The organism is Actinoplanes flavus (genome assembly GCF_017592555.1).
Taxonomy (GTDB): domain Bacteria; phylum Actinomycetota; class Actinomycetes; order Mycobacteriales; family Micromonosporaceae; genus Actinoplanes; species Actinoplanes flavus.
Genome location: NZ_JAGFNS010000011.1, coordinates 63,900 through 79,865, shown reverse-complemented (window position 1 = coordinate 79,865; position 15,966 = coordinate 63,900). Strand labels below are relative to the sequence as shown.

General features: G+C 69.9%; 18 protein-coding genes. 15 read left to right on the top strand and 3 right to left on the bottom strand.

Annotated features, from left to right (window positions below; all coding sequences use genetic code 11):
- Positions 1–95 precede the first annotated feature (95 nt).
- From J5X75_RS18145 to J5X75_RS18110, 8 genes are all read left to right on the top strand, one after another.
- On the top strand, positions 96–446 hold the full coding sequence (locus J5X75_RS18145; protein WP_208468587.1) for a DUF485 domain-containing protein: 351 nt from the start codon (positions 96–98) through the stop codon (positions 444–446).
- Positions 446–2,122 carry a monocarboxylic acid transporter gene (locus J5X75_RS18140; RefSeq protein ID WP_208468586.1) on the top strand — a complete coding sequence of 559 codons (1,677 nt, stop codon included), beginning with the start codon at positions 446–448 and terminating at the stop codon, positions 2,120–2,122. The genes J5X75_RS18145 and J5X75_RS18140 overlap by 1 nt, the downstream gene beginning before the upstream one ends.
- A 215-nt stretch (positions 2,123–2,337) precedes the next feature.
- On the top strand, positions 2,338–3,498 hold the full coding sequence (locus J5X75_RS18135; protein WP_208468585.1) for an LCP family protein: 1,161 nt from the start codon (positions 2,338–2,340) through the stop codon (positions 3,496–3,498).
- Positions 3,499–3,609: 111 nt separating this feature from the next.
- The gene (locus J5X75_RS18130) at positions 3,610–4,758 is read left to right on the top strand and encodes an LCP family protein (RefSeq protein ID WP_208468584.1); all 1,149 of its coding nucleotides are present in this window, start codon (positions 3,610–3,612) and stop codon (positions 4,756–4,758) included.
- A 22-nt stretch (positions 4,759–4,780) separates the two neighbouring features.
- The gene (locus tag J5X75_RS18125) at positions 4,781–5,116 is read left to right on the top strand and encodes a rhodanese-like domain-containing protein (RefSeq protein ID WP_208468583.1); all 336 of its coding nucleotides are present in this window, start codon (positions 4,781–4,783) and stop codon (positions 5,114–5,116) included.
- Entirely contained in the window at positions 5,113–5,901 is a 789-nt protein-coding gene (locus J5X75_RS18120; RefSeq protein ID WP_208468582.1) for a glycerophosphodiester phosphodiesterase, read from the top strand. Before J5X75_RS18125 ends, J5X75_RS18120 begins: the two co-directional genes overlap by 4 nt.
- A gap of 84 nt (positions 5,902–5,985) precedes the next feature.
- A complete protein-coding gene (locus J5X75_RS18115; protein WP_208468581.1) occupies positions 5,986–7,140 on the top strand; it encodes a sensor histidine kinase in 1,155 nt (384 codons plus the stop codon).
- A gap of 70 nt (positions 7,141–7,210) precedes the next feature.
- A complete protein-coding gene (locus J5X75_RS18110) occupies positions 7,211–8,086 on the top strand; it encodes a DUF5926 family protein (protein WP_208468580.1) in 876 nt (291 codons plus the stop codon).
- A 202-nt stretch (positions 8,087–8,288) separates the two neighbouring features.
- Here J5X75_RS18110 and J5X75_RS18105 read toward each other — a convergent pair whose 3' ends face one another.
- Positions 8,289–9,455, bottom strand: a complete 1,167-nt coding sequence (locus J5X75_RS18105) for an arginine deiminase (protein WP_307798152.1) — start codon at positions 9,453–9,455, stop codon at positions 8,289–8,291.
- Between the two features lie 269 nt (positions 9,456–9,724).
- Between J5X75_RS18105 and J5X75_RS18100 the strand changes: the two genes are divergently transcribed.
- The 5 genes from J5X75_RS18100 (at position 9,725) to pheA (ending at position 12,999) form a co-directional block, all read left to right on the top strand.
- Entirely contained in the window at positions 9,725–10,459 is a 735-nt protein-coding gene (locus tag J5X75_RS18100; protein WP_208468578.1) for a hypothetical protein, read from the top strand.
- 73 nt (positions 10,460–10,532) lie between these two features.
- Entirely contained in the window at positions 10,533–10,994 is a 462-nt protein-coding gene (locus J5X75_RS18095) for a PAS domain-containing protein (RefSeq protein WP_208468577.1), read from the top strand.
- 83 nt (positions 10,995–11,077) lie between these two features.
- Positions 11,078–11,464 carry an ACT domain-containing protein gene (locus J5X75_RS18090; protein WP_208468576.1) on the top strand — a complete coding sequence of 129 codons (387 nt, stop codon included), beginning with the start codon at positions 11,078–11,080 and terminating at the stop codon, positions 11,462–11,464.
- Between the two features lie 24 nt (positions 11,465–11,488).
- Positions 11,489–12,055: a hypothetical protein gene (locus J5X75_RS18085; protein ID WP_208468575.1), complete on the top strand. Its 567-nt coding sequence runs from the start codon at positions 11,489–11,491 to the stop codon at positions 12,053–12,055.
- A gap of 14 nt (positions 12,056–12,069) precedes the next feature.
- Entirely contained in the window at positions 12,070–12,999 is a 930-nt protein-coding gene (gene pheA / locus J5X75_RS18080; protein WP_208468574.1) for a prephenate dehydratase, read from the top strand.
- A 9-nt stretch (positions 13,000–13,008) separates the two neighbouring features.
- Here pheA and J5X75_RS18075 read toward each other — a convergent pair whose 3' ends face one another.
- Together J5X75_RS18075 and J5X75_RS18070 are read right to left on the bottom strand one after the other, a co-directional pair.
- Positions 13,009–13,350, bottom strand: a complete 342-nt coding sequence (locus J5X75_RS18075) for a metallopeptidase family protein (RefSeq protein WP_208468746.1) — start codon at positions 13,348–13,350, stop codon at positions 13,009–13,011.
- 76 nt (positions 13,351–13,426) lie between these two features.
- Entirely contained in the window at positions 13,427–13,855 is a 429-nt protein-coding gene (locus J5X75_RS18070) for an OsmC family protein (protein WP_208468573.1), read from the bottom strand.
- A gap of 66 nt (positions 13,856–13,921) precedes the next feature.
- On the opposite strand from J5X75_RS18070, the gene J5X75_RS18065 reads away from it, so the two are divergent.
- Positions 13,922–14,575 carry a hypothetical protein gene (locus tag J5X75_RS18065; RefSeq protein ID WP_208468572.1) on the top strand — a complete coding sequence of 218 codons (654 nt, stop codon included), beginning with the start codon at positions 13,922–13,924 and terminating at the stop codon, positions 14,573–14,575.
- A gap of 55 nt (positions 14,576–14,630) precedes the next feature.
- The gene (gene serS / locus J5X75_RS18060) at positions 14,631–15,887 is read left to right on the top strand and encodes a serine--tRNA ligase (RefSeq protein ID WP_208468571.1); all 1,257 of its coding nucleotides are present in this window, start codon (positions 14,631–14,633) and stop codon (positions 15,885–15,887) included.
- Positions 15,888–15,966 lie beyond the last annotated feature (79 nt).

Below are 15,966 nucleotides of genomic sequence, written 5' to 3'. Positions count from 1 at the left end.
GCCACTCAGCGCAGACCTCGACCGGCGGCCGGTGACACGGCTCACTCCTTCGTACGGTGCCGGAAAGTCCGCCCCCACGAAGGTGGTGAAAACCCGTGCCGGCATCCGCCGAGAGATATCTCGAAGTGCAGAACTCCGAGGAGTTCGCTCAACTGCGCCACCGCTTGCGCAGCTTCATCTTCCCGACGACGGTCGCGTTCATCGTCTGGTACGCGCTGTATGTGCTGCTCTCCGCGTACGCGCGGGATTTCATGGCCATCAAGCTGGTCGGCAACATCAACGTCGCGCTGGTCTTCGGCGTCCTCCAGTTCGTCTCCACGTTCGTGATCGCCTGGTACTACTCGCGGTACGCGGCGCGGAAGCTGGACCCGCTGGCCGACAAGATCCTGCACGACATCGACGAGAAGCCCACGGCCGCCGCCACCGCCGAGGGGAGCCAGGACTGATGGCCGCTCCACAGCTCCTGGCCGCCGAGGCCGCGTCCAGCTCCCGGTCGCTGACCATCACGCTGTTCCTGATCTTCGTGGCGATCACCCTGGGGATCACCGTCTGGGCCAGCCGGCAGACCAAGACCGCCACCGACTTCTACGCGGGTGGCCGTCAGTTCTCCGGGTTCCAGAACGGCATGGCCATCGGTGGCGACTACATGTCGGCGGCGTCCTTCCTCGGCATCGCCGGCATCATCGCCCTGTACGGCTACGACGGCTTCCTCTACTCGATCGGCTTCCTGGTCGCCTGGCTGGTGGCGCTGCTGCTGGTCGCCGAGTTCCTGCGCAACTCGGGCCGCTACACGATGGCCGACGTGCTGGCCTTCCGGATGCGCCAGCGCCCGGTCCGTACCGCGGCCAGCGTCTCCACCATCGTGGTGTCGGTCTTCTACCTGATCGCCCAGATGGTCGGCGCCGGTGCGCTGGTGTCGCTGCTGCTGGGTATCAAGCCGGGCGCCACCTTCCTGGGGATGGACGCCGACACCGCCAAGGTCGCCACGATCATCCTGGTCGGCGCCCTGATGATCATCTACGTGACGGTCGGCGGCATGAAGGGCACCACCTACGTCCAGATCGTCAAGGCGTTCATGCTGATGGGCGGCGCCCTGGTCATGGTGATCATGGTGCTGGCGCACTACAAGTTCAACCTGTCGGCGCTGCTCGGTGACGCGGCCGCGCAATCCGGCAAGGGTGACGCCTTCCTCGAACCCGGGCTCCGGTACGGGGTGGAGACGGCCGGCGACGCGGCGAAGACCTTCTACAGCAAGATGGACCTGCTCTCGCTGGGCCTCGCGCTGGTGCTCGGCACGGCCGGCCTGCCGCACATCCTGACCCGCTTCTACACCGTTCCGACCAGCCGGATCGCGCGCAAGAGCGTGCTCTGGGCGATCGGCATCATCGGCACGTTCTACCTGTTCACCCTGGCCCTGGGCTTCGGCGCGGCGGCCCTGGTGGGCGGCAAGAACATCACCGCCCAGGACAAGGCGGGCAACACCGCCGCCCCGCAGCTCGCCCAGCAACTCGGCATCGACTATCTGGGCGGCGACACCGGCGGCGCGATCATGCTGGCCGTCATCGCGGCCGTCGCCTTCGCCACCATCCTGGCCGTGGTCGCCGGCCTCACCCTGGCCTCGTCGTCGAGCCTCGCGCACGACTTCTACGCCAGCGTGATCAAGCGGGGCACCGCTTCCGAACGGCAGGAGGTCAGCGTCGCCCGGATCGCCGCCCTGATCATCGGCGCCGTCGCGATCGCCCTGTCGATCTTCGCGCAGAGCCTGAACGTGGCGTTCCTGGTGGCGCTGGCGTTCGCGGTGGCGGCGTCGGCGAACCTGCCGGCGATCCTCTACAGCCTGTTCTGGCGGAGGTTCAACACGGCGGGCGCACTCTGGTCCATCTACGGCGGCCTCACCACCGCGGTGGTCCTGGTGTTCTTCTCGCCGGTCGTCTCCGGCTCGCCCACCGCGATGTTCCCGGACCAGGACTGGCACTGGTTCCCGCTGTCCAACCCCGGCATCATCTCCATCCCGCTCGGCTTCTTCTTCGGCTGGCTCGGCACGGTCATCAGCAAGGAGACCGACCCGGAGAAGTACGCGGAGCTGGAGGTCCGGTCGCTGACCGGGCACGGCGCGCACTGAGGGTCGTTCGCGACCCACGTTGACCCGGGATCGGCGCGCAGGAAGGCAACACGTCTCCACCGTCGCGAACGATCCTCAGTTGACTTCATCCCAGTGCACGGGCCGGCGTAGTCGCCAACGCCGGCCCGTGACCGTGCCGTCACTCTCCTCCCACCTTCGTGCCGAAGGTTCTCGGAGTCACGGATCAGCGGTCCGGACTCCGTAACCTTGGTGTCATGTCAGCCACCACCTCCCCCAGCGGCAACCCTTCTGGACGAGCGTCCGTGCCCGGCCGACCCGATTCCCGGGACCGGCCCGCACGAGGTGGATCCGGACCCGCCGCACCGGGTGGTCCGCGCGGCCCGGTCCGTCCCGACCGGGGCCGCTCCTACCGCGGCCGCCGCCCGCAGCCCCGCTGGGGCCGGATCGCCCTGGTGGTGGGCGGAGTGATCGTGGTGTTCGCCCTGATCGCCGGTGTCACGGCGTGGGGCTACGTCTCCGGTCTGGACGACGATCTGAAGCGCACCAACGCCTTCTCCGACATCACCACGGACCGGCCGGCCAAGACGGTCGAGGGCGCCTTCAACATCCTGCTGGTCGGCAGCGACTCCCGGGACCCGGACGCCAAGCAGGACCAGGCGAACCAGTGGCGCGCCGACACGCTGATCCTCATGCACGTGCCGGCCGACCACAAATCCGCGCAGCTCATCTCGATCCCGCGGGACCTGTGGGTGGTCATCCCGAGTGAGAACAACGCGCCGTGCGGTTCCGGCAGCCGAGCCAAGATCAACGCGGCGTTCGCCTTCGGGGGCCTGCCCCGCGCGGTCCGCACCGTCGAGTGCATGACCGACGTGCGCATCGACCACGTGATGGCGATCGACTTCGGCGGCTTCAAGGAGGTCACCGACGCGCTCGGCGGTGTCGACCTGTACGTGGAGCAGGACACCAAGTCGATCCACAAGCCGTTCCGGCAGTTCAAGAAGGGCATGATGCACATGAACGGTGCGCAGGCCCTGGACTGGATCCGGCAGCGCAAGCAGTTCGCCCGCGGCGACTTCGCCCGCATGCAGCACCAGCAGGATTTCCTGAAGGCGATCATGGACAAGGCGGCGAGCAGCGGCACGCTGAGCAACCCGGCGAAGCTGAACGCGTTCCTGAACTCGGCGACGGCCGCCGTCACGGTCGACGAGAACTTCTCGCTCAAGGACATGGTGCTCCAGTTCCGCAACCTGCGCGGGGAGAACCTGACGTTCCTGACCAGCCCGAACAAGGGCGGTCAGACGATCGACGGCCAGTCGGTGGTGGTCTCCGACCGGGAGAAGGCGCTCAGCCTCTACCAGGCGGTCGTCGACGACAAGGTGGACGAGTGGCTCAAGGCCAACCCGGTGAAGAAGTAGGCGCCGGCTGTCCGACGGCTATGACTTCAAGCTGAAACCCGAATGAACTTCAACCGACGCGGATTCTGTCCGTAAGGTTATGCAGCCCCCCGATCTCGCCAGGAGTGCTGCATGACCGTCGCCGTAGACCGGCCCACCGAGGTTCCGGCGGCGCCACCCACGGCCCGCCGGAAACGCCGTTCGCCGCTCTGGGCGCGGCTCACCACGACGTTCGGCGTGGTGCTGCTGGTGGCGAGCGGCGGCGGTCTGGTCGGCGGCCGGATGGTGGTCAAGCAGACCACCTCGTCGATCGCGGTCGACGACCTCACCGGTGACGCGGCGAAGACCCTCGAGGAGGGCGGCGGGTCGACCATCGAGGGCCCCATCGACATGCTCCTGATGGGCGTCGACGCCCGGGAGCGCTGGGCCGACGACGCCCTGCACTCCGACACGATCATCATCCTGCACATCCCGGCCACCCACGATCAGGCGTACCTCATCTCGGTCCCCCGGGACACCGAGGTCGAGGTCCCGGCGTTCGCCCGGAGCCGGTACGAGGGCGGCACGGTCAAGGCCACCGAGGCGTTCTACTGGGGCGCGCAGAACGGCGCCGGGATGGCCGGCGGCTCACAGCTGCTGGCCAAGACGCTGAAGAACATGACCGGGATCAGCTTCGACGGCGCCTCGATCATCAACTTCGGCGGCTTCAAGAGCGTGATCGACGAGCTCGGCGGCGTGGAGATGTGCGTCGACCAGCAGGTCACCTCGAAACACATGGTCCTGGTCGACGGCAAGCCGATGTACCTGGCCGAGGCCCGGGAGGCCGGCGAGTCCGGCAAGCCGGTCGTGCACAAGGTCGGCTGCCGGGAGATGGCGGGCTGGGAGGCGCTCGACTACGCCCGCCAGCGGTACGGGCTGAAGAACGGCGACTACGACCGGCAGCGGCACCAGCAGCAGCTGATCAAGGCGATCGCCAAGAAGGCCTCGGAGGGCGGGGTCCTGAGCAACCCGCTGCGGATCAACTCACTGATCAAGGCGGCCGGCAAGGCGTTCACCCTGGACACCGGCCAGATCGAGCTCACCGACTTCGTCCTCGGGCTGAAGAACGTCGCGGCCAACGACCTGGTGCTGCTGCGTACCAACGACGGCACCTTCTCCGGCAACAGCAGCGGGCGGGAGGTCTTCAACGAGACCAGCCTGAAGATGTTCCAGGCGGTCAAGAACGACACCCTCGCCGAGTTCGTGCTCGACCATCCGGACGTCATCGCCAACGAGAAATGACCCCGGGGCTAGGCTGTCACCCGTGTTCGGACCTCAGGTTCCCAGCGTCACCGCTGATCAAGTCGCTCCCGGCGCCTACCTGCTCGACGTTCGCGAGCCGGACGAGTGGACGGCCGGCCATGCGCCCGGCGCACACCACCTGCCGATGATGGAGGTGCCCGCCCGGATGGCCGAGGTGCCGTCCGACGGCGAGGTCGTGGTGGTCTGCCGGGCCGGTGGACGCTCCGGGCAAGTCGTGGCCTACCTGATGAACAACGGCTGGGACAACGTGCGCAACCTCGACGGCGGCATGCAGACGTGGGCCGCCCTCGGCAAGGACATGGTGAGCGAGGACGGGCAGCCGGCCCGCGTCCTGTGACCGGGTACCGTCCCCTCGTCTTCGCACATCGAGGGGGCGCCGACGCGCTGCCCGAGCACACGCTCGGGGCCTATCTGCGCGCTCTGGACGAGGGTGCCGACGGCCTGGAGTGCGATGTCCGCCTCACCCGGGACGGTCACCTGGTCTGCGTGCACGACAGCCGGCTCGACCGGACCAGCAACGGCCGGGGCCGGGTCAGCTCGAAGACCCTGGCCGAGCTGGACGCGCTGAACTTCGGCTCCTGGCATCCCGGCTACCCGGCCGACGCCGAGCTGCCCGACCTGACCCGGCTGCTGACCCTCGAGCGGTTGCTCGACGCGGTCCACTCCAGCGGGCGGCGGGTCCGGCTTCTGATCGAGACCAAACACCCTTCCCGGTACGGCGCGGAGGTCGAGCGCCGGCTCGTGCGGATGCTGCGTCACCACGGTCTGGCCGAGCCGAAGCCGGACGCCGACGTGCAGGTGACGGTGATGTCGTTCGCGGCGCTCGCGCTGCGCCGCATCCGTGCGCAGGCGCCCGCCCTGCCCACCGTCTATCTACTGGAACTGGTGCCGCCGGGGGTCGGTCGCGGCCGTCTGCCGTTCGGCGCGCAGACCGCCGGGCCCGGTGTCGACCTGGTTCGGGCACGGCCCACCCTGCTGCCGGCGATCAAGGCGGCGGGACATCAGGCGTACGTCTGGACGGTCAACGAGCCGGCCGATCTCGAGTTGGTCCTGGAGCACCGCGTGGATGGCGTGATCACCGACCGTCCCCGGTTCGTGTTGGACCACCTCGCCCGGATGTGACGTGCACCACCAGATGCCGCTCAACCGCAGGGTTCGCTTAGGTTCATCTGCCCAAAAGCCGCCGAGCGAGGCAAACTCGCAGGCATGCCGGACCGTCCCGACTACACGGCGCTGACCCGGGGTCAGCTCGCGGTCCTCGGCCGTGTCGAATCCGGCGACGCCGGTCTGTCCGTGTTGCAGCAGCTGGTCCGGCTCGCCGGGGAGACACTGGGCGCCCGCGGCGCCGCCTTCGCCGAGTCCGCCGACGACCACGGCCGGATCATCGCGGCCACCGGGGTGTGGGCCGCCGTCGTGGGCCGCCGGGTGACCCATCCGGGCGACCAGCGGCTCGACGGCGAACTCCTTCACCTGATCGAGCGCGGCGACCCGCGGTCGATGCTCGGCGCCCGCTGCCCCGGCCGGGAGACACCGGTCGGCTCCCTGCACGTCTACCTCGACGGCGAGCCCGGCCCCGAGCACCGGGACGTGCTGGAGCTGCTGGCCGGCCTGATCAGCCGCCTCTACCGGAAGGGCTCCGGCCTGCCGGCACACGGCGCTCCGGCCCCCGAGGAGGTGCGCCGGGACGCGGACCGCGACCTCTGGGTCGCGGTCACCAGCCACGAACTGCGCACCCCGGTCACCGTGATCAAGGGGTACGCGGACACGCTCACCAACCACTGGGAGACCCTGGGCGAGCCGGGGCGGCGCGAGGCGGTCCGGGTGATCGGGGCGCGCGCCGGTGAGCTGGCCCGGCTCGTGGACCGGCTGCTCTCCGCCGCCAGCGAGGAGGACGGCTCGGTGGGCGCCTCCCCGGCCGGCCCGTTCGACCTGGTGGAGGCGCTTCGTGAGGCGGCCGGCGAGTTGCCCGCCGACCTGCGGCAGCGGCTGCTGCTGGGGCATCTGCCGACGGATCTGCCGAAGGCGTACGGGAACCGGGACTCGATCGCGACCATCCTCACCGAGCTGGCCACCAACGCCGAGAAGTATTCGGATCCGGACGGCACGGTGGAGGTGTGCGCCGGAGCCGACGACGACACGCTGCGGTTCCGGGTCGCCGACCGGGGCGCCGGGATCGCGCCGGAGCACGTCGAACACGCCTTCGACCGGTACTGGCAGGCAGACCCGGGGCCGCACCGGCCGGGCGCGGGACTCGGCCTCTACCTGGTCCGGCGGCTGGTGGAACGGCAGAACGGCTGGGTCTCGCTGCGCCCGCGGGAGGGCGGCGGCACGGTGGCCGAGGTACGCCTGCCCCGGGCGTGACACTTTTCAGCGACACACCGGGGTGGCCCACGTCACCGGTTCGCGGGAGGGGCGCTTACGCTGGTTCCCCGTGAGCAAGCGTCGCAAGTCCCGCGAAACCGCACCGAAGACGAAGGTGCGCGACATCTTCGTCGCCCGGCCCTTCGAGGGCCTGGCCGACGAGCCGGAATGGGTCGCCCTGCGTGAGCTGGTCCCGGCCGCCTCCGCACCGCTGACCCTGAAACCGGAGATCGTCGAGGAGTACGGCGACCGCTCGGTGACCCTCTCCACCGTGCTGCCGATGGCGTGGCCGGCCATGTCCCGCCGGGACGGCAAGGTCCTGATCGGTCTGCAACGGCACGTCCAGTCCGGTGACGTCTCCCGCGACCTGGCCGTCGCCGTCCTGAACGCGCTGTCCACCGAGCCGGGCAACACGGTCTCCGTGCCGGCCCTGCCCGGCGAGGGCCTGCGCCTGCAGGATCTGCTCGTCGACGGGTCGCTCGAGATCACCATGCACGACGGTTTCGAGTACTGGCTGGACGCCGACCAGATGCAGGACGCCACCGTGAAGGCGTCGCTGGAGCGGGCCAACGCCTCGATCTACCCGACCGTGCGGATGGCCGCGGCCAAGGCCGCCTACTGGTGCCGCGTGGCGCCGGACAAGAGCCACATCCGCTGGGTGCTGAGCGAGCCGGAGGACCGGGCGCTGGACACCCTGGCCCGGCTGTCCGCCGCCGGGGAGCTGCTGCTCGGCGAGGACACCAAGTTCGCCGGCATGTTCCGGGCGCACGGCCTGCTGGTTCCGGTGTGGGACCTCCCGGGCGAGCCGGAGGGCGCCGACTTCGAGGCGGCGCTGGCCGACTTCGCCAAGCGGTACGCCGACACCCTCTCCGTCGACGGCCCCCTGGACGCCGCGGCTCGCCGCGCCAAACAGGGCCTGATCGGCCGCCAGCTGACGCTGCGTTGAATTGCCTCGCTCCGCTCGGCTGCAGTGCGCCCCTTGAGCTCGTGTCGAGGGCGCCGAAATCGACCACGCTTCGCTAGCCGATTTCGGGGCCCTCGACACGAGCGGGCGCACTGCGACTCTGGTTGCCCTCTTCACCGCAGGGCTGCGTGGGTGGATATCGGCAGGCGGCGGCTTGCGCCGGTCGACAGTCTGGTTCTGATCTTTAGAGCGGGTCTCGTTCGATGGGGCAGCTCATGCATCTCGGGCCGCCTCGGCCGGAGCCGAGTTCGCTGCCGCTGATCCGGACCACCTCGATGCCGGCGCGTTCGAGCTGGGCGTTGGTTTCGACGTTGCGTTCGTAGGCGACGCAGAGCCGCGGCGCGATGGCCAGGGTGTTGTTGCCGTCGTCCCACTGTTCGCGTTCGGCGGTGACCGGGTCGAGACCGGTATCGATCACCCGGAGCCGGTCGATGCCCATCGCCTCGGCGGCGGCCTCCAGGAACGGCCGGGGCGGAGCGACCTTCAGCTCGGTGACGGTCCAGGCCTCCAGGGTGTGTGCGATGTTGGGGTACATCACGACGGCGTCGACGTCCACCATGGTGCAGACGGTGTCCAGATGCATGGTGGCGCGTTCCTGAGCGATCGGGACAGCCAGCACGGTGTGCGCGAGGCCGGCCGCGATGACCCGCTGGGCGAGGCGTTCGGCGCCGGCCGGGGTGGTCCGCTCGCCGACGCCGATGGCCAGCACCCGCGGCGCCAGGACCAGCACGTCGCCGCCCTCGACGTGTTCCAGCGAGGGGTCGAAGAGCAGCTCGGTGCCGGCGAACCGCGGATGATGCCGGTAGATGGCGTGGGTGAGGGTGGTCTCGCGGCGGCGCGCCGGCATGGCCAGGCTGGTGACCGCCACCCGGTCCCCGATCCAGACCGACGAGTCGCGGGTGAACAGCAGATTGGGCAGCGGGTCGATGACGAAGTCCAGCCGGTTCATCATCTCGTAGACCAGACCGCCTCCACCGGACTTGATCTCCTCGTGCGCGAGCCCGGCGATCAGCACCTCGGCCAGCCGCGCGGGTTCCAGATCGGCGAGATAGTCGGCCACCGTGGCGCGCAGCGCGTCGCCGAGGCGGCGGTCGGCGAGCACGCCGGCGGTCAGCTCGGCACGGGCCTCCGGCAGGGTCAGCGTCTCGGCGATCAGGTCACCCAGATGAAGGACCTCGACGCCGCGGCTCCGGAGCGCCTCCGCGAAGGCGTCGTGCTCCTCCTGGGCACGGCTCACCCAGGGGATGCCGTCGAAGAGCAACGAGTCGTTGTTGCGCGGGGTCAGTCTCGCCAGTTCCGATCCTGGCCGGTGCAGCAGTACGGTACGGAGGCGACTGACTTCACTGTCCACGTACACACGGCCGACGTTAGCCGGTACCGAGCGCGATCGGGCCGTGACGTTCTGACTAGATCTTGGGACAGTCATGCATCCGGCCGGGCGGAGCGATAGCTTGAGAAGGTGCGACGATGCACCATGCGAAAGAAGACGTTGTCGTGAATATGTCATTCATCCACACTCATTCTCTTTCTTTCCCGCCCTGTGACCCTGTTCTGTAGGGGAACGAGCACGTACGGTAGTTGGAAAAGAGAGCCCGACTGACCTTTTGCCGGAGGTCTGCAGTGACTGTCTTCCCCGCCCGCCCCGCGCTGCCCATGTCGTCCCAAACCCTCGCCACCGTCGACCGGACCTCGTCCCTGCTGGAGGACACGCAGCGGATGACCACGCCGGCCGAGTGGGCCCGCCGTCGCCGCGCCGAACGTGGCGCCCGCCGCATCGAGGCCGCCGGAGCACGCGCTCTCACCCGCCTCGACCGCCTCGGGCCGAACTGGCACATCGTCGACTGGCCGCGGACCGACCTGACCAACGCGTACTACGAACCGAACCCGGCCGACGAGCGTGCCGGATTCCTCGCCATCGGACCCGGCGGTGTCTACGCCGTCACGGTGGCCGACCACGGCCGCTCCCGCGTGCTGATCGCCGGTGACGTCGTCCAGATCAACGGGAAGCGCCCGGAGTATGTGGCCGAGGCCCGTCGTGACGCGCGCCGTGCCGCCAAGGCGATCTCCGCCGTCGTGGGTCTCAACGTCCCGGTGACGGCCGTGCTGACGTTCGTCGGCTCCGGTGTGATCAGCGTCCACGGCCTGCCGAAGGACTGCCTGGTCTCCACCGACAAGGAGCTCGACCGCCTCCTGATCGCCGGGGGCGGGAAGATCTCCCCGGCCACCGCGGCCAAGCTGACCGCCGTCGCCCAGCACCCGGGCACCTGGTCGAACGCGCCCTGGCGCCCGAACCACGACTACTCTTCGTACGGCAACGGACAGACGGCCGCTGACAAGCGGCTGAGCCGCCGGTAACGTTCGCTGCGACGCCGTCGCTGACCGACGTTCCGCGCCGGTCAGCGACGTCCACACGAACGAGGAGGAGCCGGTGGCGCATGTTGAGCTCTCCCTCTCGGGAGCGTTCGTACCCCAGGCCCGCACACCGTCCGAGGCCGAGTTCGTCACCAGCGTCGAGCGCTGGTCGATGACGGTCGCGGTGGCCGCCGAGCCGTGCCTGGTGATCGACGTCAACGGCTCGATACTCGCGGTGTCGCCGTCCGGCAGTGAACTGCTCGGCCTGGGCAAACCGGCCGACGCGATCGGTCAACGGCTCAACGCCGCGCTGCACCTCATCGACTTCACGGCCGGCGGTGGCCGTCTGGAGGAGCCCGAGGCGGAGAACATCCCGCCGCTGCTGGCGCTGCGCAGTGAACGGCTGGCCCGGGGCCTCATGCGGGTCGTGCCGGGTGACGGTGTGCCCGCGCTCACCGTCGACGCCGTCTCCACGCCACTCCAGGCGGGTGACCGGATCGGCGGGACACTGACCTTCCTGTCCCCGGTACGCTACTGACGTCCCTTTTGTCCGCGCCGGTGTGGTGTTCAACGCACTTGGCGGGCATTGGACGTTACAGATCCGCAACGTAGTCTGCCAACATGCTCGATCTAGACCTGTTACCGGGTGAATACGCGGTGTGTCGGCTTCCGGCCGGCTCGACCCTGCCCGCCTCGCTCACCGCAGGTCCGGACGACAAGAGCGTCATCTCGGTGACCTGGGGCGTCGACGAGCTCTCGGTGATCTGCCCGAACGACCGGGTGCCCGAGAACGCGGTCGCCGACACGGCCTGGCGGTGTCTGCGCGTCGCCGACCTCAACCTGGCCATGACCGGGGTGCTCGCGTCGCTGGTCGGGCCGCTGGCCGAGGCCCGGGTCAACATCGTGACCTTCTCGACGTACGACACGGACTATCTGCTGGTCCCGACCGTGCGGCTGACCGAAGCGATCAACACGCTCGCCGCGGCGGGTCATCGGATCGCCAGCTGACCTCTCGGCTCATACCATGAGCGCGTGTCCCCCCGCACAGGTCACCTTCCCCTGGTGGTGGGAGCGCTGCTGCTGAGCGCCTCCTGTGGCGCCCCGCCCGAGGCGCTGCCCACCAGCCCTTCCCTGCCCCGGTTGAGCGCTGCCCCTCCGGCGTCCGGCGCGGCCCCGGCCACCCTGCCGACCACCCTGCCGACGACGATGCCGACGTACACACCGCCGACCACCGTCTACACCACGACTCCGGTCCGGACGACGGTGCCGACCACCGCCACCCCCAGCCCGAGCCCGACGCGGTCACACGCGCCCCGGTGCACCGGCGAGCCGACCGCGGCACAGATCGTCACCGAGCTCAAGGAGAGCCCGGCGGTGCCGGACAAGGAGCTGACCGTCACCGACGGGCCGTACTGCGCGGGCACGTGGGCCTTCGCCACGGCCGGCCTGGTCGGCGCCGAGTCCGCCGAGCCGCTGTCGGTCGTCACCACCGGCAAGGGCGCGACCCTCGCGATCGTCACCGCCGGCACCGACGTGTGCAACCCCCGGGTGAAGGCGGAGGCGCCGGCCGGGATCCGGGTGCTCGCCTGCGGTGAGTGATTAGACTTCCGGGAATGCCTGTCCGTTTCGCATACCTCGGCCCGGAGGGCACCTTCACCGAGGCCGCTCTGCGCACCATCCCCGCCGCCGAGCAGGGCGAGCGCACCCCGGCCCGGAGCGTGCCCGAGGCGCTCGAGGCGGTGCGCAGCGGCGCGGCGGACGCGGCACTCGTTCCCCTGGAGAATTCGGTCGGCGGGGCGGTCCCGGTCACCCTGGACGAGCTGATCACCGGCAGCCCGCTGATGATCACGCGCGAGGTGCTGCTGCCGGTCGAGTTCGTGCTCGGAGCGCGGACGGCGGCGCCGCTCGCCGCGATCCGGTCGATCGCCGCGCACCCGCAGGCGTCCGCCCAGTGCCGGCACTGGCTCCAGGCGAACGTGCCGGACGCGGTCGTCGTCGACGTGCTGTCCAACGCGGCGGCCGCGATCAGCGCCGCCACCGGGGAGTACGACGCGGCCATCTGCGCCCCGATCGGGGTGGGCCGCAACGGGCTCACGGTGCTGGCCGAGAAGATCGCCGACCGGGCCGAGGCGGTCACCCGTTTCGCGCTGCTCACCCGGCCCGGCCCACCGGCCGCCCCGACCGGGGACGACGTCACCTCCCTGGCCGTGTCGATCCGCCACGATCAGGTGGGGGCGCTGCTCGCGGTGCTGACCGAGCTGGCGGTGCGGGGCATCAACCTGTCCCGGATCGAGTCGCGGCCGACCGGGGAGCAGCTCGGGACGTACGTGTTCTTCCTCGACTGCACCGGGCACGTGGCCGAGCCGCGTCTCGGCGAAGCACTGCAGGGGCTCCGCCGGATCTGCGCCGAGGTCCGTTTCCTCGGCAGCTACCCGAAGCACCGCCTCCAGCCCGAGGCGCCGGTGGCCGCCCCGCCCGGCCTCTCCGACGACGACTTCGCCGACTCGGCGGCCTGGCTGGAGCGGCTGCGCTCGGGGAGCTGACCCGGCCGGTCAGGCCCAGCCGAGCTCGTGAAGCCGCTGGTCGTCGATGCCGAAGTGGTGGGCGATCTCGTGCACCACGGTGATCGCGACCTCGTCCACCACGTCCTCCTCGGTGTCGCACACCTTGAGGGTGGGCAGCCGGAAGATGGTGATCCGGTCGGGCAGCGCACCGGCGTAGTCCCAGCCGCGTTCGGTGAGGGCGACCCCCTCGTACACCCCGAGCAGGTCGTCACCGCCGCCCGGGGGAAGGTCCTCCACCAGGAAGACCACGTTGTTCATCAACGACATCAACTCGACGGGGACCTCATCGAGGGCCTCGCCCACCAACTCCTCGAAGCGTTCTGGACTCATCTCGACCGGCACGAGCCCATTGTGCCCGGGTTTCCGGATTTCCGGCGCGACCGGTGCCCGGCCGCGCCGGAGTGCCTCAGGACAGCTTGGCGACCAGGCTGATCTCCGCGCCCGGGCTGAGCAGGCGCGAGATCGGGCAGTTCTCCTTGGCGCCCTGCGCCAGCTCCTGGAACTTGGCGTCGTCGATCCCCGGGACGTCGCCGACCGTCTCCAGGTCGATGCGGGAGACGCCGAACCCGGCGTCGGTCTTGTCCAAGTGGACCTTCGCGACGGTCTCCACCGAGGTGGGCGTGAAGCCCGCGTCGGCGAGGCCCTTCGAGAAGGCCATCGAGAAGCAGCCGGCGTGCGCGGCCGCGATCAACTCCTCGGGGTTGGTCCCCTCGCCCTCCTCGAAGCGCGACTTGAAGGAGTAGGCGCCCTGGAGGCCGCCCTTGCCGGTCTTGACAGTGCCGGAACCCTCGACGAGGTTCCCTTCCCAGCGGGCAGAAGAAGAACGAATAGGCATGTCCCCGACGCTATCCGATATCCGGCTCGTTGGTTCGCAGACCGGGCTGGGGTCATGATGGATCCCATGTCGCAGGAATCGGTCATCTCGTTCGGCGCCCCCGAGCGGCGAAGCTTCCTCCGTGACCTCGGGAGGGACCATCGGCTTCCGGTTCTGACCGCGGTGCTCGCCGCGGCGGCGGCATTCGGCTCGCTGATCTCCGAGTGGCAGACCACCGATCTGGAAGGGCTGGCGTACGGCGACGGCTCCCTGCCCGGTCAGCGTGTCGTGCGTACCGAACTGGTCGACATGGGCGCGGCCGGCGGCGGCTACCTGATCGGGCTGTTCCTGCTGACGATCACGGTCGTGCTGACCCTTTTCGGTCCGGCCGAGGGCCGCCGCTACGCCCGGCTCGCCGGTCTGGCCACCGGGGGCCTGCTGTTCGCGATGCTGGTGACGCTGGTTCCGGTGATCGGGGACACCAGCCTCATCATCCCGAAGTACTTCCTCGTCGACCTGGCCGACGAGAACCTGACGATCGCCCCCGGCCGCGGCCTGTGGTGCGCGTTCGCCGCCGTGGTCCTGGCGATGGCCGCGCTGCGCCTGCCCGAGCCCCGCCCGCGCGAGATCACCGAACCGGCCCCGGTGGAGAGCGGCCCGGACGACCTCGACCTGAGCATCGCCCCGACCGCACCGTTCGCGTCGCTGCCCGGTGAGCTGGACCAGCCACACCGATCGTGACACCCGGGGATATCCGGGTGATGATCGGGCCGGGACGCCGGTACGCTCGACAACCGTGATTGACCTGCGTCTGCTTCGTGACGACCCCGACCTGATCCGCGCCAGCCAGCGGCTGCGCGGAGAGTCCACCGAGCTCGTGGACGACCTGCTGCGTGCCGACGAGGAGCGCCGGGCCGCCACACAGCGGTTCGAGACGGTCCGGGCGGAGCAGAAGTCCATCGGCAAGGAGGTCGCCAAGGCTTCCGGGGACGAGCGGGCCGCGCTGCTCGCGCGTACCAAGGAATTGGCCGTTGAGGTGAAGGCGGCCGAAGCCGCCGCCGGCGAGGCCGACCAGGCACTGCGCCGCGCTCACCTCGCCGTGCCGAACGTGACCGTAGGCGCCCCGCCCGGCGGCGAGGACGACTTCGTCGTGCTGCGCGAGGTCGGCGACAAGCCGCAGATCGCCGCACCGCGGGACCATCTGGAGATCGGTGAGGCGCTGCGGGCCATCGACACCGAGCGCGGGGCCAAGGTGTCCGGGTCGCGGTTCTACTTCCTCACCGGTGTGGGCGCCCTGCTCCAGCTCGGGATGCTGCAACTGGCCATCCAGCAGGCGGTCGAGCACGGTTTCACGCCGTCGATCACGCCCACCCTGGTGCGGCCGGAGTCGATGGAGGGCACCGGCTTCCTCGGCTCGCACGCCAGCGAGGTCTACCGGCTCGAAGCGGACGACCTCTACCTGGTCGGCACCTCGGAGGTGGCGCTCGCGGCGTACCACTCGAACGAGATCATCGACCTGAGCGGCGGGCCGTCGCGGTTCGCCGGCTGGTCGACGTGCTACCGGCGGGAGGCCGGCTCACACGGCAAGGACGTGCGCGGCATCCTGCGGGTCCACCAGTTCGACAAGGTGGAGATGTTCTCGTTCTGCCGTCCCGAGGAGGCGGAGGCCGAGCACCTGCGGCTGCTCGCCATGGAGGAGGAGATGCTGGCCAAGGTCGAGATCCCGTATCGGGTGATCGACGTGGCCGCCGGTGACCTCGGGTCGAGCGCGGTCCGCAAGTACGACTGCGAGGCGTGGGTGCCGTCGCAGGGCCGGTACCGCGAGGTCACCTCGACGTCGAACTGCACCACCTTCCAGGCGCGGCGGCTCAACGTCCGATACCGGGACGCGGACGGCAAGCCGCAGATCGCCGCCACGCTGAACGGGACGCTCGCCACCACCCGCTGGCTCATCCCGATCCTGGAGAACCACCAGCAGCCGGACGGCTCGGTGCGGGTGCCGAAGGCGCTGCAGCCCTTCCTCGGCCGTGAGGTCCTGGAACCGGCCCGGTAACGACCTTGTCATCGATCGGCTACCGGATGTCATGGCAGCTGGTAGCCGATCAGGTGTACCGTTCTCCTTCCGCCCTCCG

Bases quoted from the DNA above. Each gene is read 5' to 3' on its own strand.
- J5X75_RS18075 (WP_208468746.1), bottom strand. From the start codon at position 13,350: ATGAGTCCAGAACGCTTCGAGGAGTTGGTGGGCGAGGCCCTCGATGAG.
- J5X75_RS18070 (WP_208468573.1), bottom strand. From the start codon at position 13,855: ATGCCTATTCGTTCTTCTTCTGCCCGCTGGGAAGGGAACCTCGTCGAG.
- J5X75_RS18130 (WP_208468584.1), top strand. From the start codon at position 3,610: ATGACCGTCGCCGTAGACCGGCCCACCGAGGTTCCGGCGGCGCCACCC.
- J5X75_RS18065 (WP_208468572.1), top strand. From the start codon at position 13,922: ATGTCGCAGGAATCGGTCATCTCGTTCGGCGCCCCCGAGCGGCGAAGC.
- J5X75_RS18115 (WP_208468581.1), top strand. From the start codon at position 5,986: ATGCCGGACCGTCCCGACTACACGGCGCTGACCCGGGGTCAGCTCGCG.
- J5X75_RS18135 (WP_208468585.1), top strand. From the start codon at position 2,338: ATGTCAGCCACCACCTCCCCCAGCGGCAACCCTTCTGGACGAGCGTCC.
- J5X75_RS18140 (WP_208468586.1), top strand. From the start codon at position 446: ATGGCCGCTCCACAGCTCCTGGCCGCCGAGGCCGCGTCCAGCTCCCGG.
- J5X75_RS18090 (WP_208468576.1), top strand. From the start codon at position 11,078: ATGCTCGATCTAGACCTGTTACCGGGTGAATACGCGGTGTGTCGGCTT.
- pheA (WP_208468574.1), top strand. From the start codon at position 12,070: ATGCCTGTCCGTTTCGCATACCTCGGCCCGGAGGGCACCTTCACCGAG.